Origin of the sequence: Oleiagrimonas sp. C23AA (assembly GCF_011759385.1) — a bacterium.
In the GTDB taxonomy this organism is placed as follows: domain Bacteria; phylum Pseudomonadota; class Gammaproteobacteria; order Xanthomonadales; family Rhodanobacteraceae; genus Oleiagrimonas.
In genome coordinates this window covers 101021-124694 of record NZ_JAARLY010000004.1, presented here as the reverse complement: position 1 = coordinate 124694, position 23674 = coordinate 101021, and the positions used below count along the sequence as shown (strand labels likewise).

The 23674-nt window shown below is 63.0% G+C and carries 19 protein-coding genes; 13 read left to right on the top strand and 6 right to left on the bottom strand.

What is annotated here, in order from left to right; all coding sequences use genetic code 11:
* Nucleotides 1-112: 112 nt before the first annotated feature.
* From dnaA to HBF24_RS08395, 9 genes are all read left to right on the top strand, one after another.
* Nucleotides 113-1453, top strand: a complete 1341-nt coding sequence (gene dnaA / locus HBF24_RS08435) for a chromosomal replication initiator protein DnaA (protein WP_167171765.1) — start codon at nucleotides 113-115, stop codon at nucleotides 1451-1453.
* Nucleotides 1454-1665: 212 nt separating this feature from the next.
* Nucleotides 1666-2766, top strand: coding sequence for a DNA polymerase III subunit beta (gene dnaN / locus HBF24_RS08430; RefSeq protein ID WP_167171762.1), 1101 nt, complete (start codon nucleotides 1666-1668; stop codon nucleotides 2764-2766).
* A 93-nt stretch (nucleotides 2767-2859) separates the two neighbouring features.
* Nucleotides 2860-3939: a DNA replication/repair protein RecF gene (gene recF / locus HBF24_RS08425; protein WP_167171759.1), complete on the top strand. Its 1080-nt coding sequence runs from the start codon at nucleotides 2860-2862 to the stop codon at nucleotides 3937-3939.
* A gap of 67 nt (nucleotides 3940-4006) precedes the next feature.
* Complete coding sequence (gene gyrB / locus HBF24_RS08420; RefSeq protein ID WP_167171756.1) at nucleotides 4007-6418, top strand: DNA topoisomerase (ATP-hydrolyzing) subunit B; 2412 nt, start codon at nucleotides 4007-4009, stop codon at nucleotides 6416-6418.
* Nucleotides 6419-6612: 194 nt separating this feature from the next.
* Nucleotides 6613-7911, top strand: a complete 1299-nt coding sequence (locus HBF24_RS08415) for a tetratricopeptide repeat protein (RefSeq protein WP_240922346.1) — start codon at nucleotides 6613-6615, stop codon at nucleotides 7909-7911.
* Between the two features lie 249 nt (nucleotides 7912-8160).
* The gene (locus tag HBF24_RS08410) at nucleotides 8161-8763 is read left to right on the top strand and encodes an energy transducer TonB (protein ID WP_240922344.1); all 603 of its coding nucleotides are present in this window, start codon (nucleotides 8161-8163) and stop codon (nucleotides 8761-8763) included.
* 107 nt (nucleotides 8764-8870) lie between these two features.
* Nucleotides 8871-9599 carry a MotA/TolQ/ExbB proton channel family protein gene (locus tag HBF24_RS08405; protein WP_167172292.1) on the top strand — a complete coding sequence of 243 codons (729 nt, stop codon included), beginning with the start codon at nucleotides 8871-8873 and terminating at the stop codon, nucleotides 9597-9599.
* 11 nt (nucleotides 9600-9610) lie between these two features.
* The gene (locus HBF24_RS08400; RefSeq protein WP_167171750.1) at nucleotides 9611-10039 is read left to right on the top strand and encodes a biopolymer transporter ExbD; all 429 of its coding nucleotides are present in this window, start codon (nucleotides 9611-9613) and stop codon (nucleotides 10037-10039) included.
* A 126-nt stretch (nucleotides 10040-10165) separates the two neighbouring features.
* Nucleotides 10166-10585 (top strand): biopolymer transporter ExbD, encoded by a 420-nt coding sequence (locus HBF24_RS08395; RefSeq protein ID WP_167171747.1) that lies wholly within the window; start codon nucleotides 10166-10168, stop codon nucleotides 10583-10585.
* Between the two features lie 341 nt (nucleotides 10586-10926).
* Here HBF24_RS08395 and HBF24_RS08390 read toward each other — a convergent pair whose 3' ends face one another.
* Together HBF24_RS08390 and HBF24_RS08385 are read right to left on the bottom strand one after the other, a co-directional pair.
* Nucleotides 10927-11670, bottom strand: a complete 744-nt coding sequence (locus HBF24_RS08390) for a pyridoxine 5'-phosphate synthase (protein ID WP_167171745.1) — start codon at nucleotides 11668-11670, stop codon at nucleotides 10927-10929.
* A gap of 74 nt (nucleotides 11671-11744) precedes the next feature.
* A complete protein-coding gene (locus tag HBF24_RS08385; RefSeq protein WP_167171742.1) occupies nucleotides 11745-12392 on the bottom strand; it encodes a 4'-phosphopantetheinyl transferase superfamily protein in 648 nt (215 codons plus the stop codon).
* Between the two features lie 115 nt (nucleotides 12393-12507).
* Between HBF24_RS08385 and HBF24_RS08380 the strand changes: the two genes are divergently transcribed.
* Nucleotides 12508-15999, top strand: coding sequence for a NahK/ErcS family hybrid sensor histidine kinase/response regulator (locus tag HBF24_RS08380; protein WP_167171739.1), 3492 nt, complete (start codon nucleotides 12508-12510; stop codon nucleotides 15997-15999).
* Here HBF24_RS08380 and HBF24_RS08375 read toward each other — a convergent pair.
* From HBF24_RS08375 to acs, 3 genes are all read right to left on the bottom strand, one after another.
* Nucleotides 15996-16784 (bottom strand): class I SAM-dependent methyltransferase, encoded by a 789-nt coding sequence (locus HBF24_RS08375; protein WP_167171736.1) that lies wholly within the window; start codon nucleotides 16782-16784, stop codon nucleotides 15996-15998. The genes HBF24_RS08380 and HBF24_RS08375 overlap by 4 nt on opposite strands.
* A complete protein-coding gene (locus tag HBF24_RS08370) occupies nucleotides 16768-17442 on the bottom strand; it encodes a response regulator transcription factor (RefSeq protein WP_167171733.1) in 675 nt (224 codons plus the stop codon). The genes HBF24_RS08375 and HBF24_RS08370 overlap by 17 nt, the downstream gene beginning before the upstream one ends.
* A gap of 81 nt (nucleotides 17443-17523) precedes the next feature.
* On the bottom strand, nucleotides 17524-19467 hold the full coding sequence (gene acs / locus HBF24_RS08365; protein WP_167171730.1) for an acetate--CoA ligase: 1944 nt from the start codon (nucleotides 19465-19467) through the stop codon (nucleotides 17524-17526).
* Between the two features lie 336 nt (nucleotides 19468-19803).
* Here acs and HBF24_RS08360 point away from each other — a divergent pair, with 336 nt between their 5' ends.
* Together HBF24_RS08360 and HBF24_RS08355 are read left to right on the top strand one after the other, a co-directional pair.
* On the top strand, nucleotides 19804-20376 hold the full coding sequence (locus tag HBF24_RS08360) for an acetate uptake transporter (protein WP_167171727.1): 573 nt from the start codon (nucleotides 19804-19806) through the stop codon (nucleotides 20374-20376).
* Between the two features lie 94 nt (nucleotides 20377-20470).
* Nucleotides 20471-21889 (top strand): hypothetical protein, encoded by a 1419-nt coding sequence (locus HBF24_RS08355; protein ID WP_167171725.1) that lies wholly within the window; start codon nucleotides 20471-20473, stop codon nucleotides 21887-21889.
* Nucleotides 21890-21942: 53 nt separating this feature from the next.
* Here the strand turns inward: HBF24_RS08355 and HBF24_RS08350 are convergent, their stop codons facing one another.
* A complete protein-coding gene (locus HBF24_RS08350; RefSeq protein ID WP_167171722.1) occupies nucleotides 21943-22173 on the bottom strand; it encodes a hypothetical protein in 231 nt (76 codons plus the stop codon).
* Between the two features lie 100 nt (nucleotides 22174-22273).
* On the opposite strand from HBF24_RS08350, the gene HBF24_RS08345 reads away from it, so the two are divergent.
* Nucleotides 22274-23662, top strand: coding sequence for a coniferyl aldehyde dehydrogenase (locus HBF24_RS08345; protein ID WP_167171719.1), 1389 nt, complete (start codon nucleotides 22274-22276; stop codon nucleotides 23660-23662).
* The last annotated feature ends 12 nt before the right edge of the window (nucleotides 23663-23674 follow it).

Genomic DNA, 23674 nt, shown 5'->3' with positions numbered 1-23674 from the left:
TGCGGGGTATGCGCCGATACTGGCACCGACAATGTACATGGCGCATCCTGCTAGACTTTCGTGTCCCGCCCCACGCGTGCACACGCACGCCCTTTATCCGGATAGAGGTTTCATGAGCGATCTTTGGCGGCGCTGTCTGGAGCGGCTGGAAGGCGAAATCAGCGCGGAGGACCTGCATACCTGGCTGATGCCGTTGCAGGCGCGCGAGGACACCGAAGGCCTGCACCTGTACGCGCCCAACGCCTATACGCTGGATGTCGTGCGCAACGAACACTTGCCGCACATCCTCAGCGTTCTTGCACACATACGCGGGCACGACGTGCCGGTGCGCATGGGTGTCGGCTCGACCAGTGCGCGCACTGTACCGGCCAGCGCGCCGATGCGGCCGCTGGCCGGCGCCGCACGTCCGGCGCCACCGCCGGAGCCGGCGCACATCCACAACCTGGACCCGCACTACACCTTCGAAACCTTCGTCGAAGGCAAGTCCAACCAGCTGGGCAAGGCCGCCGCCATGCAGGTGGCGCAGAACCCGGGCCGCGCCTACAACCCGTTGCTGCTTTATGGCGGCACCGGCCTGGGCAAGACCCATCTGATGCATGCGGCCGGCAACCTGATCCGCGAACTCAACCCCGACACCAAGGTGCTGTACCTGCGTTCGGAGCAGTTCGTCGGCTCCATGATCGAGGCGCTGCGCACCAAGAGCATGGATGAGTTCAAGCGTCGCTTCCGTTCGGTCGATGCGCTGCTGATCGACGATATCCAGTTCTTTGCCGGCAAAGACACCACGCAGGAGGAGTTCTTCCACACCTTCAATGCGCTGTTCGAGTCCAAGCAGCAGATCATCCTGACCTGCGACCGCTATCCGAAGGAAGTGGACAAGCTGGAGCCTCGGCTGAAATCGCGTCTGGGTTGGGGCCTGTCGGTGGCCATCGAGCCACCGGACTTTGAAACGCGGGCGGCGATCCTGTTGTCCAAGGCTCAGGACAAGGGCGTGGCGATCCCCGAGGACGTAGCCATGCTGCTGGCGCGGCGCATTCGCTCCAACGTGCGCGACCTGGAAGGCGCGCTCAACACGCTGGCGGCGCGCGCCAACTTCTTCGGCCGGCCGATCACCGCCGATTTTGCCCAGGAGACGCTGCGCGACCTGCTCAGCACGCACGCGCAGGCGGTCACCATTCCCAACATCCAGAAGACGGTCGCCGACTACTATCAGGTGCGTCTGTCCGATCTGCTGTCCAAGCGCCGTGTGCGTTCCCTGGCGCGCCCGCGGCAGGTGGCCATGGCCCTGGCCAAGGAGCTGACCGAGCACAGCCTGCCTGAAATCGGTGAGGCCTTTGGTGGACGTGATCACACCACGGTCCTGCATGCCTGTCGCACCATCCGTGGTCTGTGCGAGAAAGATGTACGCATGAAGCAGGACTGGGAGCAGTTGATCCGTATACTCACCGGTTGAGAAGCTGTGGATAAGCTTTGGATGAATTCAAAATCGAAAGTTATCCACAACTCACCCACATTTTGTCCGAAGCGAAACGCACCGACGAAATAAATGCAAGTTACTGTTTTAAATGTGGAAATGGGGTTTGTACCGTCATTCACAGCCCCTGCTACTACCACTTTTTTCTTTTCATACACAGATAAGCAGGATTGGGGACAAGGGGCATAACCATGCAATTCAGCATTCAACGAGAAGTGCTGCTCAAGCCCTTGCAGCAAGTGGTCGGTGTCGTTGAGCGCCGACAGACGCTGCCGGTGCTGGCGAATCTTCTGGTGCAGGTCCGCGATGGCAAGGTGTCGATGACCGGTACCGACCTGGAAGTGGAAATGGTCGCGTCTGCCGCCGCCGAGGAAACCGGTGAAGGCGAAGTCACCATTCCCGCGCGCAAGATGTTTGACATCGTGCGTGCCTTGCCCGATGGCGTACGCATCGATCTGAGACAGAACGGCGAACGCGTGGCGCTGCACGCCGGACGCAGCCGTTTCACCCTGGCCACGCTGCCGGCCACCGAGTTTCCGACCATCGACGAGATCGAGTTGGTCGAGCGCGTGCGCCTGCCTGAAGCGGTGCTCAAGGATCTGATGGATCGCACTGCCTTCGCGATGGCCAATCAGGACGTGCGCTATTACTTGAACGGCATGCTGCTGGATCTGGCCGAGAACACGCTGCGCTGCGTGGCTACCGATGGTCATCGTCTGGCCATGGCCGAGACCGAGATCGAAGCCGGTGTCGGTTCACGCCGGCAGATCATCATTCCACGCAAGGGCGTGCTGGAGCTGGTGGGCTTGTTCGAAGCCGGCGAAGGCGAAGTAGAGCTGGAGTTCGGGCGCAATCACTTGCGCGTGCACCGCGATGATGTGGTGTTTACCTCCAAGCTGATCGACGGCCGTTTCCCGGACTACGAGGCGGTGGTACCGATCGGCGCCGACAAAACGGTGGACATCGAGCGCGATATGCTTCGCGCCTCCCTGCAACGCGCGGCGATTCTCTCCAATGAGAAGTACCGTGGCGTGAAGCTGGAGGTTTCACCGGGTACCCTGCGCATTGTCGCGCACAATCCGGAACAGGAAGAGGCGGTCGAAGAGCTGGAAGCGGAAACCAGCGTCGACGATCTGTCGGTTGGCTTCAACGTCGGCTACCTGATGGATGCGCTCGGTGCGTTGCGCGGGGATCGTGTCCGCGTCAGCCTGCGAGATGCACAGTCCAGCTGTCTGCTGCAGGATGTCGAGGACGAACGCACCCGCCATGTGATCATGCCGTTGCGTCTGTGACGTCGGAAATGCTCTGAACGTCATTCGACGCCGGGCCGGTCGCTAAGACCGGTCCGGCGTTTTTGTATCCGCTGATCAAACAGGAACGACGGCGTGCTGTTGAAACGTCTGCACATCCAGGGGCTGCGTAGTCTGTCCGACGTTGAGCTGACGCTCGGTGCGGGCATGAACGTGTTTGTCGGCGCCAACGGTGCCGGCAAGACAAGTGTGCTCGAGGCGGCGTATCTGCTCTCGCATGGTCGTTCGTTTCGTGCCGGTACCCGCGAGGTGCTGGTGCAGCGCGGTGGCTCACGGTTGAGCGTGTTTGGGGAAGTACAATCCGGCGCCTTGACCCATCGGCTAGGCCTGGGCCGCGAGGGAGTGCGCTGGCAGGTACGTCTGGATGGCTCCGACGCGCCAACGCTGGGCGAACTGGTACGCCATTGTGCCGTGGTGTGTTTCGAACCGGGTTCCCATGCCCTGATCGCAGGCCCCGCCGAGGAGCGTCGACGTTTCCTCGACTGGGGCGTGTTCCACGTGGAACATGATTTCGTTTTGCAGTGGCGGCGTTATCAGCGAGCGTTGAAGCAGCGTAATCGGCTTTTGCGCATGGATGTCTCGCTAGGGGATGCACAGTTCGACGCCTGGGAGGCCGAGCTGGAGTCCAGTGGCACGGCAGTGGACGCTTATCGGCGCGCCTACCTGCACGGATTTGAGCCTGAGCTGGTAGACATCTGCGCAGACCTACTCGGTGAGCTGGGCACGCTCCAGCTCCGCTACCGCCGGGGCTGGGCGGATGATCGTGAGCTTGGGCGAGAGCTGCGTGAACGGCGCGAACGGGACAAATCACGCGGGCACACCGCGGTCGGTATCCATCGCGCGGACTGGTCGCCGGTATTCGAATCCGCTCCGCAGCGCGAGCATCTGTCTCGCGGCCAGGAGAAGCTGTGCGCGCTGGCGTGCACGCTGGCGCAGGCGGAGTACCATGCAGGGCAGAAGGGGGAGTGGCCGATCATCTGCCTGGACGACCTCGCTTCGGAACTTGATGCCGCGCACCAGGTCAAGGTAGTGACCCAGTTGCGTCGCCACCAGGCTCAGGTACTGGTTACCGGTACCGAACTGCCAACGGCGCTAGAGGACGATCCAGGATGTGTGTTCCACGTGGAACAAGGCACCATCCGGCCGCTGCTATAATGAAAGTGTCAAGAACTCACCTCACCAGAGCCGGTCGCTTCACGGTCCGGCCAGACAACGGCGACGCATGAGCACATCCTACGATTCCAGCAGCATCAAGGTCCTCAAGGGCCTTGAGGCAGTCCGCAAGCGCCCGGGCATGTACATCGGCGATACCGATGACGGCACCGGTCTGCATCACATGGTCTTCGAGGTGGTGGACAACGCCATCGATGAAGCGCTGGCCGGCTTTTGTGATCACGTGCTGGTCACCATCCACGATGATGGCTCGGTCAGCGTGATCGATAACGGCCGCGGCATTCCTGTGGATATGCACCCAGAGGAGGGCCGTTCCACCGCCGAGGTGGTGATGACGGTGCTGCACGCCGGCGGCAAGTTCGACGCCAACTCGTACAAGGTCTCCGGTGGCCTGCATGGAGTTGGTGTGTCGGTGGTCAACGCCCTGAGCCAGAGCCTGTGGCTGACCATCTATCGCGATGGCCAGGTGCACGAGCAGGAATATCGCATGGGCGAGCCGGTGGCGCCGATCAAGGCGGTCGGCCCAACCGACAAGCGCGGCACCAAGGTGCGTTTCCTGCCCAGCACCGAAACCTTTTCCAACATTGAGTTTCACTACGACATCCTGGCCAAGCGCCTGCGCGAGCTGGCCTTCCTCAACTCCGGGGTGAAGATCGAGCTGGTCGACGAGCGTGTCGATCGCCGTGACCTGTTTGCCTACGAAGGCGGCATCAGCTCGTTCGTGCAGCATTTGGCCGAGCTGAAGACGCCGTTGCATGCCAATGTGATCCCGATCACTGCCGAGCAGGATGGCATCGTGGTCGATCTGGCCATGCAGTGGACCGATGGCTATCAGGAAACGGTGTACTGCTTCACCAACAACATTCCCCAGCGCGACGGCGGCACGCACATGACCGGCTTCCGCGCCGCGCTGACGCGCTCGATCCAGACCTATATCGAGCGCGAAGGTCTAGGCAAGAACGCCAAGGTTTCGCCATCGGGCGATGACATGCGCGAAGGCTTGATCGCCGTGCTTTCGGTGAAGGTGCCCGATCCCAAGTTCTCCTCGCAGACCAAGGACAAGCTGGTGTCCTCCGAGGTCAAGACGGTGGTCGAGCAGGTCGTCAACGAGAAGCTTGGCGAGTTCCTGCTGGAACACCCGAACGAAGCCAAGGCGCTGGCCTCCAAGGCTGTGGATGCCGCGCGTGCCCGAGAGGCGGCGCGCAAGGCGCGCGAGATGACCCGTCGCAAGGGCGCGCTGGATATCGCCGGCCTGCCGGGCAAGCTGGCCGACTGCCAGGAAAAGGATCCAGCGCTGTCCGAACTGTTCCTGGTCGAGGGTGACTCGGCCGGCGGCTCGGCCAAGCAGGGCCGCAACCGCAAGACCCAGGCCGTGCTGCCGCTCAAAGGCAAGATCCTCAACGTGGAGAAGGCGCGCTTCGACAAGATGCTGTCCTCGGCCGAGGTCGGCACGCTGATCACTGCGCTGGGTACCGGCATCGGCAAGGACGAATACAACCCGGACAAACTGCGTTACCACTCGATCATCATCATGACCGACGCGGACGTGGACGGTTCGCACATCCGCACGCTGCTGCTGACGTTCTTCTACCGCCAGATGCCCGAATTGATCGAGCGTGGCCACGTCTACATTGGCTTGCCGCCGCTGTACAAGATCAAGCAGGGCAAGCAGGAAACCTACCTGAAGGACGACGCGGCGCTCAACAGCTACTTGATTTCCAGCGCCGTGCATCAGGCATCGCTGCAGTACGCCGCCGACACCCCGCCGGTTCAGGGCGAGGCACTGGAGAAGCTGCTCAGCGGCTTCCAGGCGGCACTGGATCAGGTCGAGCGCCTGCGCCAGCGCTGCGATGCGCTGGTCTGGGAGGCGATGATCGAATACAAGCCGCTCACGGCCGCGCTCTGGGACGACCTGGACGCTCTGCAGGGCTGGCTGGATGGTCTGGGCAAGAAGCTGGCCGCCTCGGGTCTGGGCAAGCCACGCTATCGCTTCGAGGCACGCGAAGCGGTGGGTGAGCAGCCGGCCGCGATCGTCGTCGAGCGCCAGCAGCACGGTTTGACTCACACTTGGATATTGCCGCGCCCGTTCTTTGCCAGCGCCGATTTTCGCCCCATCGCTACCATCGCCGAGCAGCTGGAGGGTCTGATCCAGGAGGGTGCGGAGGTGCGTCGTGGCAACAACAGCCGTGGCATCACCCGCTTCGCCGAAGCCCGCCAGTGGCTGATGGATGAGGCCAAAAAGGGTAGAAACATTCAGCGATTCAAGGGGTTGGGTGAAATGAACCCGGAGCAGTTGTGGGAAACCACGGTCAATCCAGAAACCCGCCGCATGCTTCAGGTGCGTATCGAGGACGCCATCGCCGCCGATCAGATGTTCTCCATGCTGATGGGTGAACAGGTGGAACCGCGTCGCGACTTCATCGAGACCAATGCCCTCAGGGTTGCCAATCTCGACATCTAAGTATTTGTAATATCTATAGATCGAAGGCGGAATCCGGGAACGGGTTCCGCCTTTTTTTGTGAATCGGTGCAACGCAAATCTAACAAGTGATTGTTTTGCCTCATGCAATGCAACTTGAGTCCGGCACGAATCTGCGGTTAATCTCAACGGCTCCCCGCGTGCCCAGGGGCACGACGAACACCACGAGGTATCCAATGAAAACCGGATTGATCTCCAAGATGCTCGCCGGCTCTGCGCTGGCCCTGGTGCTGGTCAGCAGCCCCGTCATGGCTCGCGATCACCACAAGGAAGACCAGAAGAAAGAGTCGCTGTATCCGAACGCTACGCGTCAGGCGCCGAAGCTGGACCTGCACAAGAAGAAGGATCAGGAAGCGCTCAACAAGGGTCTGAATGCGGTCAATGCCGGTCAGGCCGACCAGGCCAAGCAGCTGCTCGGTCCTCTGGCCGACGGCTCGGCGACCAAGAGCAAGTATGCCCAGGCGCTGGCCCTGCAGGGTCTGGCCAATCTCAAGTACAACAAGCAGGACCTTCCCGGTGCCATTGCCGACCTGAAGAAGGCCCTGGATATCGGCGTGATGCCGAACGACACCTACTTCCAGCTCAAGTACGAACTGGCGCAGTTCTACGTCGCCAACCAGCAGTACAAGGAAGCGCTGCAGACGCTGCAGGAGTGGCGCCAGCAGGGCAAGCGCGAGACGGCTGATTCCTACGCGCTGGAAGGCAACATCGACTATCGCCTCGAGAAGTACCCCGAGGCCATCGCCGCCATCAAGAAGGCGCAGTCGATGAGCAAGAACCCGAAGGATTCCTGGAACCAGATCCTGATGGCCAGCTATGCCGAGTCGGGCCAGAACGGCCAGGCCACGCAAATGGCCGAGCAGATGCTGAAGAAGAATCCGAACGACGCCACCACGCTGCGCAACGCGATCTCGCTGCTGGTGCAGGCGCAGAAGTACCCCGAAGCGCTCAAGCTGATGGAGCAGGCCCGCAACAACGGCACGCTGAAGGACCAGAAGGACTACATCAACATGGCCAAGCTGTACCTGGTCATCGGTCAGGGCAGCGACAACTCCAAGAACTACGCCAGCAAGGCCACCGGCGTGCTGGAGGAAGGCATGCAGAAGGGCATCGTCAAGCCCAGCTACGATGTCTACAAGCTTGAGGGCGACGCCGCCTATATCGGCGATCAGCAGAGCAAGGCCATTGCCGCCTACAAGAAGGCTGCGAACATGGCTGCCAGCGGTCAGGGTGACGCCTCGCTGCGTCTGGGCCAGCTGTTGATCAACGACAACAAGTACTCGGCCGGTCGCGACGCGATCAAGGCCGCTATCGCCAAGGGCGTCAAGCACGAGGGCACCGCCTACATGCTGCTGGCCGAGGCCGAACGTGGGCTCAAGAACAAGCCCGCCGCCGTGGCTGCCATGAAGCAGGCTGCCAAGGATCCGGAAACCCATGCCAAGGCCGAAGCCTGGCTGAAGAAGTCCGGCCACTGAGCTGTTGCCGATACGCTAAGATATTCATTGGCAAAGGAATTTTCGGTATAACCTCGGGACTATACAAAAGTTCCCCACTGGTGTACCGTGATTTACTTCCCGCCTCCTGAGCTTCGGTGAAAGGCTGCTAAGCATCCTTCCTCCGACGCCGGGTGTGGCATCGAATCACGATTGATATTGACTTGACTGATGGCATCAAGCATTCACAACAACGGCCCTGAGTCGTTTAACTGGAGGCGTACCAGCGCGATGGCCGTGGCCATTGCCCTGCACTCGTTCGCCTTCCTGATGCTACTTGCCCCGGCGACACCGCCGAAGGCTGAGAAGAAGCAGAAGGACAAGGTGGTGCAGGTGGAGTTCATCCAGCCGCCGCCGCCCCCGCCGCCGCCGCCGCCGCCGCCGCCTGAGCCGCCGAAGCAGCCGCCGCCGCCGAAGATCATTCACCAGGTGCAGCCGCCGCCGCAGCCACCGCCGCCGGCTCCGCCGCCGCCGGTCGCTGAGCCGACGCCGATGTCGACGCCGCCGGCTCCGCCCGCGCCGCCGGCACCACCGGCACCGCCGCAGACTATCGCTCCGAGTCAGAACATCAGTCTCAACAGCGGTATCAAACCCCGGTATCCGTCGCAGGCCATCCGCCAGCGTCATGAGGGTACGGCGGTCGTGCTGGTCCTGGTGGGTACTGACGGTTCCGCTAAGAAGGTCAAGATTGACAAGTCCAGCGGTTACCGTGAGCTTGATCGTGCTGCTCTCCGGTGGGCCGAGCGCCTGCATTACAACCCCGGACAGAAGGGCGGTCATGCCTACGAGGGCTGGGCCCGTATTCCAGTTACTTTCTCCCTAAACCAGCTGTAATTTCCCACGGCTAAAGTTCACGCTTGACTTTCAAGGGTAGCGTTATGTTCCAAGACACCTCTGCTCAGCCTTCCAGCCCGCCGGCCGATCCGACTTCGATGCCGGGTATGGGAGAAAACTCCAACGCCCACGCCATGGCCCAGGCCGGCTTCGGCAACCTCATCCACAACTTCGACGCCCTGGGCTGGATCGTGTTCGTCACCCTGTCGGTGATGTCGCTGGCCTCCTGGTACTTCATCGTCGCCAACGCCATCCGCAACTCCATGGTGCGTTCGCGTGCCCAGAAGGTGATCCACGCCTTCTGGAATACCAACAACGCGCAGGACGCCATCCGCGAGATGGAGAAGCAGCCCAAGGGCGAACCATTCTCCAAGATCGCCCTGGATTGCGCCTCGGCCGCCGCGCATCACAAGAACGCCGACGGTGGTCAGCTGGCGCAGACCCTGAACCGCTCCGAGTTCATCGACCGCGCCCTGCGTCAGGCCGTGGCTCGCGAGAGCCTGCGTCTGGAAGGCGGCATGACCCTGCTGGCCACGGTCGGTTCGTCCGCGCCGTTCGTCGGCCTGCTCGGTACCGTGTGGGGCATCTACGGCGCCCTGATCCGCATCGGCGCCAGCGGCAACGCTTCGATGGCCGCTGTGGCCGGCCCGGTGGGTGAGGCCCTGATCATGACCGCCTTTGGTCTGTTCACCGCCATCCCGGCCGTGCTTGCCTACAACTTCTTCAACCGTTCCAACCGTCTGACCTACGCTCAGTTCGACGAGTTCGCGCACGACCTGCACGACTACTTCGCGACGGGTGCTCGCGTGGACGCGCCGACGCCGACCGTTAAGTGAGGATTTGACCCATGGCAATGAGCTCCGGCGGCAACGGCGGCGGCCCGATGTCGGAAATCAACGTCACGCCCCTGGTGGACGTGATGCTGGTTCTGCTGATCATCTTCATGATCACGGCCCCGTTGATGTCGCACAAAATCAAGGTTCAGCTGCCTGACGCGAATCCCAAGGTTACCGACGAAGCCAAGCAGGCTCAGCCTGTGGATCTGGCCATCAAGGAAGATGGCTCGGCGTACTGGAATGACAACGCGGTTTCGGCCGCGGAGCTGAAGGCAAAGCTGGCCGTCGCGGCCTCGCAGAGCCCACAGCCGGTGGTGCAGATTCGCGCCGCCAAATCGGTCAAGTACAAGGTCGTCCGTCAGACACTGCAGGATGCCAAGGCAGCCGGCATCGTCCACGTCGGATTCATGACCACCGGTGCCAAGAACGGCAATGAGTAATCCGGACTGAGGCGGGCTCCGGCAGGAGCCCGCCAATTCCCCGGATAAACGGCAACATCGGGTCTTTCACGACCTGGAAGCGTCCGACGCGGCATCATTCGCAGCGTGACGCTGGAGGATTCATCGATGGCTTTTAGTTCCAACAGTGAGGGCGGCGCCCCGATGGCTGACATCAACGTCACGCCCCTCGTGGACGTGATGTTGGTGTTGCTGATCATCTTCATGATCACGGCGCCGATGCTGACCCATAAGATCAGCATCGATTTGCCGCAGCCGACCAAAAACCAGAAGCCGCCTGAAAATCCGCCGGCGCCGATCAAGCTGAAGATCACCCAGAACGGCTCGCTTTACATGAACGACACCCCGGTGTCGGAGTCGGATCTGAAGCTGCAGCTTGAGGTCTATGCGGCCAAGCCGGTGGAAAAGCAGCCGGAAATCCAGATCGACGCCAATGACAACGCCGAATACGACGTTGTCGCCAAGGTGCTGTCCGATGCCAAGAGTGTCGGCATGAAGAAGATCGGCTTCCTCAATACCGATCAATAAGGATCTGGAGAGGTCCCCGGCTTGCCGGGACCATTCCACGAGAAATGAACAGGCGGGTACCGTGAGGTGCCCGCCTGTTTGTTTGTGCGACGTTTGCGCACCGTGCAGGCATGTTTGCTTCGCTCAGGGTTGTACTGGTGAAGGCGGGTAACGTCGATCAGTGCGCGGTCCCACGCGCCGCGCCGATGGAACATCAATCGCGTCGAGAAGAACAGCAGCACGGAAAGCCTGGCCCCGGTTCACGGGTTCATGCAGGGCGCGCGCCCCGGGCTCGAGTGCCTTCCGGCCAGAGGTCGCTTGTCGTCACCGCCTCAGACCCATCGAACCATGGTCGCCATTTTTCAGCTGAGAATGCGCAGATAGCGCTTCACGGTGGTCGCCAGTCCGTCGTACAGGGCTTCACCGATCAAGGCGTGACCGATGGACACCTCGGCGAGTCCGGGAATGGCACGCTTCAGCGCGCCAAGGTTGGCCTGGCTGAGGTCGTGACCGGCGTTGACGGCCAGTCCTGCCCGGTGGGCATGGCGCGCGGTTTCGGCGCACCGCTCCAGTTCGGCATCGGCCTTGTGCTCGGCGAAGGCCTTGGCATAGGGACCGGTATAGATCTCCACCCGCGACACGCCCGCGCTGGCGGCGGCCTCGAACTCGGTGCAACCGGCATCGACGAACAGGCTGATGCGGCAACCCAGCGCCTGGAGCTCTTTAAGGATGGGAGCCAGGCGTTCGATGTCGCGTGGCAGATCAAAGCCGTGATCGGAGGTAATCTGCGCATCACTGTCAGGCACCAGCGTAACCTGGGTGGGACGCACTTCCCGCACCAGCGCCATGAAGCCTGGGTAGCTGCCGCGCTCGCCGGCAAACGGGTTGCCTTCGATGTTGTACTCGACGCGACCACGGATCAGCGCGGCCAGCCGGCGTACGTCATCGGGTCGGATATGGCGCTGGTCGGGACGCGGGTGCACGGTAATGCCGCCACAGCCGGCTTCCATGCAGACATGTGCCGCACGGCACACATCCGGCTCACCTTCGCCGCGTGAGTTGCGCAACACCGCGATTTTGTTGACGTTGACGCTGAGTAGAGTCATTGCCCCTGAGATCTCATCCATGGGTCTGGGACTTTACTCCCAACTTGGCAAACACGGCCAGCGAAACGCAGCTGTTACCAGCCGTACACGTAATGCAGTTGGCGCGTGACGCCACGCCACGCCACATGGCCGGTCAGGCCGGGCGCATCCAGGGCAGCCAGTTGCCAGTCGGCAGACGGTCCAATGGCACCCTCGAAATTGCCAGGTATCAGGTCGCTCTCCGAAGGCGTGAAGCCGACCATGTTCAGCCCATAGGCCAGTCCTCGCCCATGCGCTTTGAGCACGGCTTCCTTGGCGGTCCATAACTGCTTGAAGCGCTGCTCGCGCCACTGGCTGTCTGCGCGGTCGATCCAGTCCGCCTCTTCCGGGCGGAAATAGCGTCTGGCCAGCTCGGCCGCACGTGGGCGAGGGCGTGGCGCTTCAATATCCACTCCCAGCACAGGCAGTTGGCGTGCCAGTGCGACTACGGCGTGATCGCCGCTGTGCGACCAGTTGAAATCCAGCCAGCGGTGCCGGCCGCCGAGCACGGGTCGGCCATAGGCCTGCTGCTCCAGCAATACCGAAGCTTCACCGAGGCCAAGATAGCGGGCCAGCACGGCATGCAGTCCCATGCGTCCCTCGCAGCGTTGATAGCGCAACCGCCACAGGTGGATGGCATCGGTGTCGAGTGCGGGTGCGGTGGGCAGCTCCATGCGCGTATGCTCGCGTTGTCGTCGGTCCATGGCAAGGGCGACCCGTGTGATGACTGGCGCCGTTGCCCGAGAGCGGTCACCATGCCTTCATGAATGTCGTTTCCTGTTCCCGTGCCAAGGGCGTCGCCATCGGGTGCGTGCGCGAATGATGCACGGCGCGCTGCTGTGGCTGGTGTCGCTGGCGTACGTCGGGCTGCTGTTCGCCATCGCCTGGTTCGGCGACCGTCGTCCGTTGTATCCGAGCCGGCCATTTCTGCGCCCACTGGTTTATGCCCTGGCGATGGCTGTGTATTGCTCGTCATGGACTTTCTACGGCGCCGTGGGCACCGCTGCACGCTCAGGCATAGCCTATTTGCCGATCTACCTGGGACCGGTACTGCTGTTTGTTTTCGGACGTGGTTTGATGCAACGGCTCGCCTTGATCGCGCGCAAGCGCTCGATCACCTCGATCGCCGACTTCCTGGCCGCGCGCTTTGGCAAATCACAAAAACTCGCGGCGCTGGTAACCCTGATCGCCGTGACGGCCTCGGTGCCTTATATCGCGCTGCAGTTCAAGGCGGTGGCCATCTCGGTGAATGCATTCAGTCACCATGGCGTGGCCAGCCCGGGTAGTCTGGGCGACGCCGCGTTGTGGTGTGCAGCCTTACTGGCCGCGTTTGCGATCCTGTTCGGCACGCGCGGCATCGATGCCACCGAGCATCACCATGGGCTGATGCTGGCGATTGCCGTCGAATCGGTCATCAAGTTGCTGGCGTTGGCGGCGGTAGCGGTGTTCGCCTTGCAGCACGGTCCGGGTCTGGCCGCCTCCGTGCAGCGGCCATGGCAGCAACTGGGTCATGGGCTGCCGTCCGGCTTCATGGTGCAGACGCTGCTCGCCTTCTGCGCGGTGTTCTGCCTGCCACGCATGTTTCAGGTCAGCTTTGTCGAATGCGAGGATCCGGGCGATCTGCGGCACGCGCGCTGGATTTTCCCCGCCTATCTGCTGCTGGTCAGCCTGCTGGTCTTGCCAATCGTCGCCGCCAGCGAACAGCTTCCACAGCTGGGGCAGGCCAGCCCTGACAGCTGGCTGCTGCGCATGCCGATGGCGCATGGCTCGCACGGTGTGGCCTTGCTGGCCTATTTGGGTGGATTCTCCGCCGCCACCGGTATGGTCATTGTCGCCACGGTGGCTTTGGCGACGATGGTGTCCAACGATCTGGTGATGCCAGCCCTGTTGCGTATCCGTCGTCTGCAGTTGGAGCGCCGTGAGGATCTTTCCACCATCGTGCTTGGCGTGCGTCGTGTTGCGATCATGGCGCTGGCCGCAGCCGCGTACGTCTACGATCGCGTTACCGCCAGCGTCGAGAATCTGGCCGCGATGGGACTGCTGGCGTTTGTCGCCGTGGTGCAGTTCGCGCCACCGATCCTGTGTGCGTTGTACTGGCGCGGTGCCAGCCGCCGTGGCGTGATCGCCGGCCTGGTGGTCGGATTTGCGCTGTGGACCTACACCCTGGTGTTGCCGACCATGGCCCAAGCCGGCTGGCTGCCAACGCTCTGGCTGGCACATGGCCCGCTGGCTATCGACTGGTTGGCTCCACAGGCGCTGTTCCATGTGCGCGGCTGGGATCCGGTGGTGCACGGAACGTTCTGGTCGTTGCTGGGCAATATCGCCACGCTGGTGTTTGTCTCGCTACGGTTCCGGCCCAGCGTCGACGAGCGTGTGAACGCCGCGGCATTTCTCGATCCCTTCGCCGACATTCCGCACGACGGTGCCGACTGGCGCGGCCGCATTACCGTGGCCGACCTGCGCGTCATTGCCGAGCGCATCGTTGGCGAGCGCGCAGCGCGGCGTGCCTTTGACGACTATGCACGCCGACGCCAGCGAGAACTGCAGCCGCAGCAATCAGCCGATCGCGCGCTGATCCAGCACACCGAGCGCCTGCTGGCCGCGGCTATTGGCGCGGCCAGCGCGCGGCGCATGCTGATGAGTGCGTTGTCCGGTACCGGTGTCGATGTCGCCGAAGCGATGGCCCTGCTCGACGAGGCCTCACAGGAACTGCGCTTCAATCGTGGCCTGTTGTCCACGGCGCTGGAGAACGTATCGCAGGGCATCAGCGTGGTCGATGCCGACATGCGTCTGGTGATGTGGAACCGACCCTATCTGACCATGTTCGACTACCCGGACGGCATGGTCTATGTGGGCCGGCCGGTGGCCGACCTGATCCGCTGGAATGCCGAACATGGCGAGTGTGGCCCCGGCGAGGTCGATGCCATCGTCGCCAAGCGGTTGGCGCACATGCGTGCCGGCACGCCTCACGTGTTCCAGCGCATTCGGCCCGATGGCAGCGTGCTGGAACTACGTGGCCGGGCTTTGCCGGAAGGCGGATATGTCACCACCTACACCGATGTCACCGCCTACAAGCACGCCGAGCTGGCATTGATCGACGCCAACGAGATGCTCGAACAACGCGTAACGCAGCGTACCGCCGAACTGTCACGGGCGTTGCATGCACAGGAGCAGGCCAAGCGCGAGGCCGAAGCCGCCAACGCATCCAAAACACGCTTTCTGGCGGCCGCCAGTCATGACCTGTTGCAACCGCTGAACGCGGCGCGGCTGTTTACCTCGGCGTTGCGGCAGCAACCACAGCTGGACGCCGAATCGGTACGCCTGGCCGAACGCATTGATCTGGCCTTCCGCACCGCCGAGGATCTTCTGGACATGCTGCTGGAGGCCTCGCGACTGGATGCAGGACGCTACCAGCCCGAGCAGATCGAGCTTTCACTGACCGAACTGTTCGAACCATTGCACGCGCAGTTTGCCGTACTGGCCACGCAGCGCGGCCTGTCGCTGCGCATCAAGCCCGGCCGTCTGGCGGTGCGCAGCGATCCGCAGCTGTTGCGGCGTATTTTGCAGAACTTCCTGTCCAATGCGCTGCGCTACACCCGTCACGGCGGTGTGTTGCTTGGCGCCCGAAAGCGCAGTGATCGCGTACGCATCGAGGTATGGGACAGTGGTCCGGGCATCGAGCCCGATCAGCAGCGCTTGATCTTCGATGAGTTCCAGCGTGCCGCCTCGCCTTCGCCCTGGGGTGAAAAAGGTCTGGGTCTGGGGCTTTCCATTTGCGAGCGCATGGCCAACATCCTGGGCCACCACCTGAGCCTGACTTCGCGTCCCGGCCACGGCAGCTGCTTTGCCGTGGAAGTGCCGCTGGCGGCACCACCGCATGAGGCGGTGCGCGAAGCGACCGAATCGGCCACTTGTACGCCGGGGCTGCCGGCCACGGTGCTTTGCATCGACAACGATGAATCCATTCTCGATGGCATGAGCGCGCTGCTGGCGCGCTGGGGCGTGCGCGGTGTGCCGGCTACCGGCCTGGAGCAGGCCGAGGCGGCGCTGCGCTCGCAAGCTATCGATGCGCTGTTGGTCGACTATCACTTAGATGACGGCATGGACGGCATGGCCGTGCTCGAGCAGTTGCGTCAGCGCCTGGGCACGCTGCCGGCCTGCGCGCTGATCACCGCCGACAACAGCGCTGAGCTCAAGCAGCAGGCCCGCATGCTGGATATCCCGATGCTGCGCAAACCGGTCAAGCCGGCGGCGCTACGCGCCCTGTTGGCGGCGCTGGCACGACGCAGCGGAAGCTCCGGCACCGCCTAGCGCGGGCCGATGCGGTAACAGTAAAGGCGGGTGTCGCGGTGATCTCCGACCACAAGCATCTGATCCGGTGCCCGATCGGGCACGATGAAACTGTTGCTGACCAGCCAGCTGCCTTCGCGCATCTGGGCACGTGCGCGCTGCCATAGCTCAGCCATGGGCACCGGTGAAAGGAAGGCGTAGACCAGATCGTAGTCGGTCAGCGATTGCTGCCAGAAGTTGCCCCGCTTCAGATAAGCGTGACGCAACCGGCGGCAGCGCCATCGCGAGACCAGCCAAGGTAGCCAGGCGATTTCGATGCCATCCACTTCCCAGTGCGGCCGTGCACACGCCAGGTGCCGCACCAGTGTGCCGGTACCCGAGCCGATATCCAGTACGCGGCTCTTACGGCGCTCGCCCCACCATTGCAGCAAGGTATCGGCTGTCACCGCGTTGGAGAGATAAAGCGGCACGCCGGTGCGAAACACCGCGCCGTAGATCGCCAGCAGCAGCGCCAGTGCCGCGGCGTACCACCAAGGTGAAAGCTCCAGTGTGCTGGCCATCACCACCGCCGGCACGAACAACAGCTCAAGCGGCCACCACCAGCGTGGCAGATGCATCCAGATCGCCAATATCAGCGCCAGCGCCCCCTCCACGCCTGCAATTCGCCATAGTGGCCAGGCGGCGAACAGGCCGTGGTGGCCGGCCACCATCACCGTGGCCAGCGCCAGTATCTGGGCCAGAATGGCGCGGATCGTAGCCAGGCTGTGCCGACCCGATCCACGTCGCGGGTCAGTCGACTTCCTCATCGGGCACATCCGGCACGCTTTCGGTATCCACCGCAAGGTGTGATGCGGCCAGCGCCACCTGGGTGCGGTTGTTGACACCCAACTTGCGCATGATCGCTGTCATGTGCGCCTTGATGGTGGCTTCGGAAACGCTCAGTTCGTAGGCTATCTGCTTGTTGAGCAGGCCTTCGGCGATCATCGACAGCACTCGGAATTGCTGCGGCGTCAGCTCAGCCACGCGCGAGGCCACTTCCGCCTCGTCATCCTGCAGGGCCTGACTGCCGCCGTGAAGATTGCGCGGCAGCCACAAGTCGCCATCGAGCACGGTATGGATGGCCTCGGTAATGGTTTGCACCGAGGCCGACTTGGGGATGTAGCCGAGTGCGCCATGCGCCAGCGCGCGCTGCGCGACTTGCACCTCCTCATGTGCCGAGACCACGATCACCGGCAGGCCGGGGTGGCGGCTACGCATGTGCACCAGCGCCGAATAGCCGCGCGCACCGGGCATGTGCAGGTCCAGTAACAGCAGATCGGCCTCGGCCTGCTCTTCGGCCAGCGCCATCAGGCTGGGCACGTCGTCGGCCAAATGCACGGTGGCATGCGGCACGGCGCTGGCCACGGCGCGTTGCAGAGCATCGCGGAACAGCGGGTGGTCGTCGGCGATCAGGATATCCGGCATAGGGGCGGGAGTGAGAAGTGAGAAGTGAGAAGCAGGCCGGCCTTGGTGCTGCCTGCTTCGTGTCCACGTCTGGGCGTGGGGTCAGTGCTTGCTCAGACGCTCGTCGACCAGGGTCTGGACCACCGAGGGATCGGCCAGCGTGGAGGTGTCGCCCAGCGCCTCGGGTTGGTTCTCGGCAATCTTGCGCAGGATGCGACGCATGATCTTGCCCGAACGTGTCTTGGGCAGGCCACCGGCCCATTGCAGGAAATCAGGCTTGGCGATCGGACCAATTTCGTTGCGTACCCAGGCCACCAGTTCGTCGCGCAGCGCATCGCTGGGTGATTCGCCGGCGATCAGGGTGACATACGCGTAAATGCCCTGACCCTTGATCTCGTGCGGACATCCCACCACCGCTGCCTCGGCCACCTTGGGATGGGCCACCAGCGCGCTTTCCACCTCGGCGGTGCCGATGCGGTGACCGGAAACGTTGATGACATCATCGACGCGGCCGGTGATCCAGTAGTAGCCGTCCTCGTCGCGCCGCGCGCCGTCGCCGGTGAAGTAGTTTCCCGGATAAGTGGAGAAGTAGGTATCGACGAAACGCTGGTGGTCGCCGTAGACGGTGCGCATCTGGCCGGGCCAGGAATCGGTGATCACCAGGTTGCCCTCGCAGGCACCTTCCTGCGGGTTGCCATTGGTATCGACAATCGCCGGCGCAATACCGAAGAACGGCTTGGTCGCCGAACCGGGTTTGGTTGCCGTGGCGCCGGGCAGCGGCGTGATCAGGATGCCGCCGGTCTCGGTCTGCCACCAGGTATCAACAATCGGGCAGCGTTCTTCGCCCACTACCTTGTGATACCACTCCCAGGCTTCCGGATTGATCGGCTCGCCGACGGTGCCCAATACGCGAAGGCTCTTGCGCGAAGTGCCCTTGACCGGCCCTTCGCCCTCGCGCATCAGGGCGCGGATGGCGGTGGGTGCGGTGTAGAACAGGCTTACCTTGTGCTTGTCCACCACCTGCCAGAAACGGCTGGCATCGGGATAGCTGGGCACGCCGTCGAACATTACGGTCGTCGCACCATTGCACAGCGGTCCGTAGACCACATAGCTGTGGCCGGTGATCCAGCCGACATCGGCGGTACACCAGTAGACGTCCTCCTCGCGCAGATCGAACACCGTCTCATGCGTGTAGCTGACATATACCAGGTAGCCACCGGTGGTGTGCAGCACGCCCTTGGGCTTGCCGGTAGAGCCGGAGGTGTACAGGATGAACAGTGGGTCCTCGGCGTCCATCACTGCCGGTTCACAGCTCGTCTCTTGGCCTTCGATCAGGGTGTGATACCAGCGATCGCGCGGCGATTGCATGTCGATGGACCCGCCGGTGCGTCGCACCACCACCACCGTCTCCACGCTGTTGGTACCCGGTTTGGAAAGGGCGCCATCGACATTGGCCTTCAAAGCGATCTTCTTGCCACCGCGCACGCCTTCGTCGGCGGTGATCACCAGCTTGCACTGGGAGTCGGCAATGCGCCCGGCCAGCGAGTCGGGCGAAAAGCCGCCGAACACCACCGAATGCACCGCGCCGATGCGCGCGCAGGCCAGCATGGCCACCGCCGCCTCGGGAATCATCGGCATGTAGATGGCGATGCGGTCGCCCTTCTCCACGCCCAGGTGGCGCAGCGCGTTGGCAAACTGGCAAACCTCGGCATGCAGCTGGCGGTAGGTGATGTGGCGCGATTCGGAGGGATCGTCACCTTCGAAGATGATCGCGGTCTTGTCGCCACGCGTTTGCAGATGCCGATCCAGGCAGTTGGCGGCGATGTTCAGCTGGCCATCCTGATACCAACGGATATGCACATCGTGCGGATCGTAGGAGACATCCTTGATGCGCGTGGGCTGGCGTATCCAGTCCAGTCGCTCGGCGATACGTTTCCAGAAGCCCTCCGGATCGCGGATCGACTCGGCGTAAAGCCGCTCGTAATCGGCTTCCTGGATGCGTGCATGCTTTGCCAGTTCAGGGTTGACAGGGTACAGCTTGGACATGACGAGCCTCCTGCGTTGATCGCCGGCGTGGCGTCCGCTCCGGACGCAACTTCGCCGGCTCGTATGTGAGCGTGCAGCTGAGTGTAACCGTGCGTTGCCAGGCGCGCCCACGCAATCACTACGACTTTGGTCCGATTTCGACCTAAGACGAATAGCGCGCCGCAGCGCAGCATGATCATGCTCGGTCGCGGGACGGACGAAGGAGGCCTGGTGTTGGCCGGTTGCGGTCACGATCAGGTCGATGCCAAAGCCCGATCACAGGGCAGCGCCGCGGACGCGGCTTCTTGCGGCACGGCGTTATGAGGGAACGTGCCGTCATGAGGGGAGGTAGCTATCGTGAGCAATGAACAGACGAAATTTTCCAATCCGGCGCCGCTGGGCCTAGCCGCGTTCGCCCTGACCACCTGGTTGCTGAGCATGATCAATGCCGGATGGTTCAGCGCTGACGGCATGCACATGGTGCTGGCGGTGGCACTTGCCTATGGTGGCACCGCGCAGGCGATCGCAGGCGTCATGGAGCTGCCGCGGGGCAACACCTTTGGCGCCACCGCGTTTGTCAGTTATGGGGCCTTCTGGTGGTCGTTCGCACTGTTTGTGCTGTTTCTCCACGACAAGGTGCCAGCAGCGTTCGTCGGCTGGTATCTGTTCATGTGGGGGGTCTTCACCCTTTACATGTGGATAGGCACGTTCAAATCACCGCGGGCCCTGCAGCTGGTGTTCCTTTTTCTTTGGATCACGTTTTTCCTGCTGGCCGCGGGCGAATGGACGGGCCTTTCGCTGTTGCACACGCTGGGAGGTTACGGGGGACTGCTGACCGCGCTGCTGGCCTTTTACCTATCGGCGGCCGAAATCATCAATGACAACCAGAAGCGGGTCGTGCTGCCTGTCGGTGCGCCCCCCGCGGCATGAAGCAGGTTTGACAGATATCATCGCCCTGTTCGCGCGACCGCTGGTGTCGTCGCCGCAGCCATGAGGCAGGAAAGCCGTTATGAATAGACATCCCATGTTTTGTGCACTTGCAGCCAGCCTGGCCTTGGCCGGCACTACTTCGGTGGTTGCGGCACCCATGCAGCAAGGCAGTGATATCAAGGCACTGCATTCGCTGATCGACCGCCAGCAGCAGCAGATCGACCAGCAGCAGAAGGAGATCCAGATGCTGCGCCAAAGCGTGATGAAGCTTGAGCATGCGCAAGCCACGCAGCAGCAGCCGTCACCAGCAGCAGCTGCGCCGTCTACACAGGTCGCCGCCGAAACGGCCAAGAGCCAGGTACCGTCATTCGTCACTTCACCGGGTGTCACGGTGGCCATGCACGGCATCATCAGCGCGACCGCTTTCCATCAGAGCCGCAACTTCTATTTCGGCAACGGCCAGAACGCCGAGATGCCGTTGCCCGGCGCCGCCAATGACGGTGCGCTCAGTGGTGTGGATGTGCGCAACACGCGCTTCTGGTTCGACATCACCGGACCGCGTGTGGGCTCAAGCAACTGGTTGGCGAGCGGGCGCATCGAGGCCGATTTCTTCGGGGGCTTCAATGGCAGCGGCGCCTACAGCCGCCAACAGGCCACGCCGCGACTGCGCCAGGCCTATGTCGACCTGACCAATCCCGACACCGGCACCACGGTGCGCATGGGCCAGCAGTGGGAGTTGATGTTCCCGATCTCAAACGTGCCTTCTTCGCTGGCGCACGTGGCCTTTCCATTGGGTTTTGGCGCCGGTTACATCGGCTGGCGTTATCCGGGTGTGGTGCTGATGCAGGACCTCAACCATGGCACCGACAGTGGCGCCAAATGGCGGCTTGACCTGGGCGCGTTCGACGGCAACTGGAGTGGCCCGGGCGACAACCTCAATTACCAGTCGGCTGGCAACGCCAATTTCCACCCGCAGCTGCAGGCGCGCATCAACGTCAAGGATGGCGATTGGCTCGGTTATGCGGCCGCCACCTGGAGCCGCATCGATCTTTCCGGTGTCGGCGGCAGCGCGCCCACACCGATCCAGTCGACCATTACCAGCACGGGTTATGAAGTCGGCGGCGCCTGGACACCGGGCCCGTGGATGTTCAAGGGTCAGGTGTACACCGGCAAGGGCCTGGGTCAGCTGTTTGGTGACCTGGTGCAGTTTGGTGACATCAGTGAGAAGGGCGGCTTTGTGCAGGCTGGCTACAAGTTCACGCCTAACTGGAGTGCCAACCTGTTCTATGCCTACAGCAAGCCTGATACCGGCGATGTCATCGATTGGCTGGGCTATGGTGCCAGCGGCCGTCTGAAGAACCGCCAGGCGGCGATCAATCTGGAATATAGCCAGGGGCCCTATGCACTGGGGCTGGAATGGCTGCGTGACACACTTGACACCACCACGGATGGTAGTGATCGCACCCGAACCTCCGGCAACCAGTTCAGTATCAGCGCCATGTACAAGTTCTAGGGTGGTATCTGCCGGCCCCATCTGGGGAGGGGCTGGCGTCGTGCTCGGGCGCGTCAGCGTAGCGGGTCATCTTCGCGCTTGGCCTGCCGACGTAGCTGATCCAATTCGTAGCTGTTCAGTTCCTCATCGCGCGCATGCGAGGCGATGCGACGGTGGGCGATGGCAAAGCCGGTGGCGATGCCGCCGCCCAGCAGCATGACTACTCCCAAGGCCACCCAGCCGGCCGAGTGGGCGAACAGCAGGGCGAAGCCGAGCAGCGTGATGCAGGCGAACACAAGGCGCATGGGCGTGGGCTGGGACGGTGGATCTTGATTCGATCATAATCGTGGCTGGCGACAAGCGCCACGCTAACGCCGCGCCCGTCCGGCCACTTACGATGCTCCCATGCGCAACCATCTGATTGTCACGCTCGATACCCTGCGCCAGGCCCATCACGCCAATCCGCTGCCGGACTGGGCTGTGCGGCGAGCCCGGCTCAAGGCCTTGCGCTGTTTGGTGATCGAGCAGGGGACAGCGCTTGCCGAGGCGATCGATGCCGACTTTCAGGGGCGTGCTGCCGAGGAAACCCAGTTGCTGGAGCTGGTCCCTACACTGACCGGCATCGATCACGCGCTGAAGCATGGCCGGCGCTGGATGCGTACGCAGCATGGGCGTGCCTCGCGCTGGTTCTGGCCGGCGCGTACCGAGCAACGGCCGCGGCCCAAGGGCGTGGTCGGCATCCTGGTGCCGTGGAACTACCCGCTGTACCTGGCGCTGGGGCCGCTCACCGATGCACTGGCGGCCGGCAATCGCGTCATGCTCAAGCTGTCCGAGCACACACCGCGCACCTCGGCACTGCTGGCTCGCCTGCTGCCCGAGTACCTGAAGGATGGCTCGGTGGCGGTGGTCGAGGGTGATGCCGAGGTGGCGCGCGCATTCGCCGCGTTGGCGTTCGACCATCTGCTGTTCACCGGCTCCACGCGGGTCGGTCATGCGGTGATGAAGGCGGCTGCCGAGCACCTGGTGCCGGTGACGCTGGAGCTGGGCGGCAAGTCGCCGGCCCTGATCGCGCCAGATGCCGATTTTGAGCGCGCCGTCGAGCGCATTGTCTATGGCAAGTCGGTCAACGCCGGACAGACCTGCATCGCCCCGGATTACGTGCTGCTGCCACGCGATCGTGTCGAGGATTTCATCGCTGCCGCGCGCCGTGCCTTCGGCCACCTGTACCCGCGCTTTGCCGAGAACGAGCAATACAGCGCCATCATCAACGACGGCCATCTGCAGCGTCTGATGAAACTGCGCGCCGAGGCCGAAGCCGGTGGCGCCAGGTCGCATCCGCTGGCACGTGTGGGTCGCGGTCGGCGCATGCCGTTGACTGTGCTGAGCGAGGTGGAACCGGGCTCGGCGCTGATGCGCGAGGAAATCTTCGGGCCGCTGCTGCCGCTGGTGCCCTACGACCACCTGGATGAGGCCATTGACTATATTCGCGCGCGCCCGCATCCGCTGGCGCTGTATGTCTTTACCAGCCGACGCGACAGTCTGGAACGGGTGCTGAGCACCTGCAGCGCCGGTGGTGTCACCGTCAACGACACGCTGTTCCACATCGCCCAGCACAGCCTGCCCTTCGGCGGCGTGGGCGCCTCGGGCATGGGTGCCTATCACGGCCGCGCCGGCTTCGAGACGTTCTCGCATACGTTGCCGATACTGCGCCAGTCACGGCGTACGGGTACGGCGTTGTTGCGACCGCCGTACGGGCGCGGATTCAGTGTCATGCGGCGTTTGCTGCTGCGCTAGTCCATCGCGTCA

What these genes read in the sequence shown, in the direction of transcription:
- HBF24_RS08375 (WP_167171736.1), bottom strand. Translation starts at nt 16,784, where the DNA reads ATGAGGAAGTCGACTGACCCGCGACGTGGATCGGGTCGGCACAGCCTG.
- HBF24_RS08415 (WP_240922346.1), top strand. Translation starts at nt 6,613, where the DNA reads ATGAAAACCGGATTGATCTCCAAGATGCTCGCCGGCTCTGCGCTGGCC.
- gyrB (WP_167171756.1), top strand. Translation starts at nt 4,007, where the DNA reads ATGAGCACATCCTACGATTCCAGCAGCATCAAGGTCCTCAAGGGCCTT.
- HBF24_RS08370 (WP_167171733.1), bottom strand. Translation starts at nt 17,442, where the DNA reads ATGCCGGATATCCTGATCGCCGACGACCACCCGCTGTTCCGCGATGCT.
- HBF24_RS08395 (WP_167171747.1), top strand. Translation starts at nt 10,166, where the DNA reads ATGGCTTTTAGTTCCAACAGTGAGGGCGGCGCCCCGATGGCTGACATC.
- HBF24_RS08400 (WP_167171750.1), top strand. Translation starts at nt 9,611, where the DNA reads ATGGCAATGAGCTCCGGCGGCAACGGCGGCGGCCCGATGTCGGAAATC.
- HBF24_RS08350 (WP_167171722.1), bottom strand. Translation starts at nt 22,173, where the DNA reads ATGCGCCTTGTGTTCGCCTGCATCACGCTGCTCGGCTTCGCCCTGCTG.
- HBF24_RS08380 (WP_167171739.1), top strand. Translation starts at nt 12,508, where the DNA reads ATGATGCACGGCGCGCTGCTGTGGCTGGTGTCGCTGGCGTACGTCGGG.
- acs (WP_167171730.1), bottom strand. Translation starts at nt 19,467, where the DNA reads ATGTCCAAGCTGTACCCTGTCAACCCTGAACTGGCAAAGCATGCACGC.
- HBF24_RS08410 (WP_240922344.1), top strand. Translation starts at nt 8,161, where the DNA reads ATGGCCGTGGCCATTGCCCTGCACTCGTTCGCCTTCCTGATGCTACTT.
- HBF24_RS08385 (WP_167171742.1), bottom strand. Translation starts at nt 12,392, where the DNA reads ATGGACCGACGACAACGCGAGCATACGCGCATGGAGCTGCCCACCGCA.
- dnaN (WP_167171762.1), top strand. Translation starts at nt 1,666, where the DNA reads ATGCAATTCAGCATTCAACGAGAAGTGCTGCTCAAGCCCTTGCAGCAA.
- HBF24_RS08390 (WP_167171745.1), bottom strand. Translation starts at nt 11,670, where the DNA reads ATGACTCTACTCAGCGTCAACGTCAACAAAATCGCGGTGTTGCGCAAC.
- dnaA (WP_167171765.1), top strand. Translation starts at nt 113, where the DNA reads ATGAGCGATCTTTGGCGGCGCTGTCTGGAGCGGCTGGAAGGCGAAATC.
- HBF24_RS08345 (WP_167171719.1), top strand. Translation starts at nt 22,274, where the DNA reads ATGCGCAACCATCTGATTGTCACGCTCGATACCCTGCGCCAGGCCCAT.
- HBF24_RS08405 (WP_167172292.1), top strand. Translation starts at nt 8,871, where the DNA reads ATGGGAGAAAACTCCAACGCCCACGCCATGGCCCAGGCCGGCTTCGGC.
- HBF24_RS08355 (WP_167171725.1), top strand. Translation starts at nt 20,471, where the DNA reads ATGTTTTGTGCACTTGCAGCCAGCCTGGCCTTGGCCGGCACTACTTCG.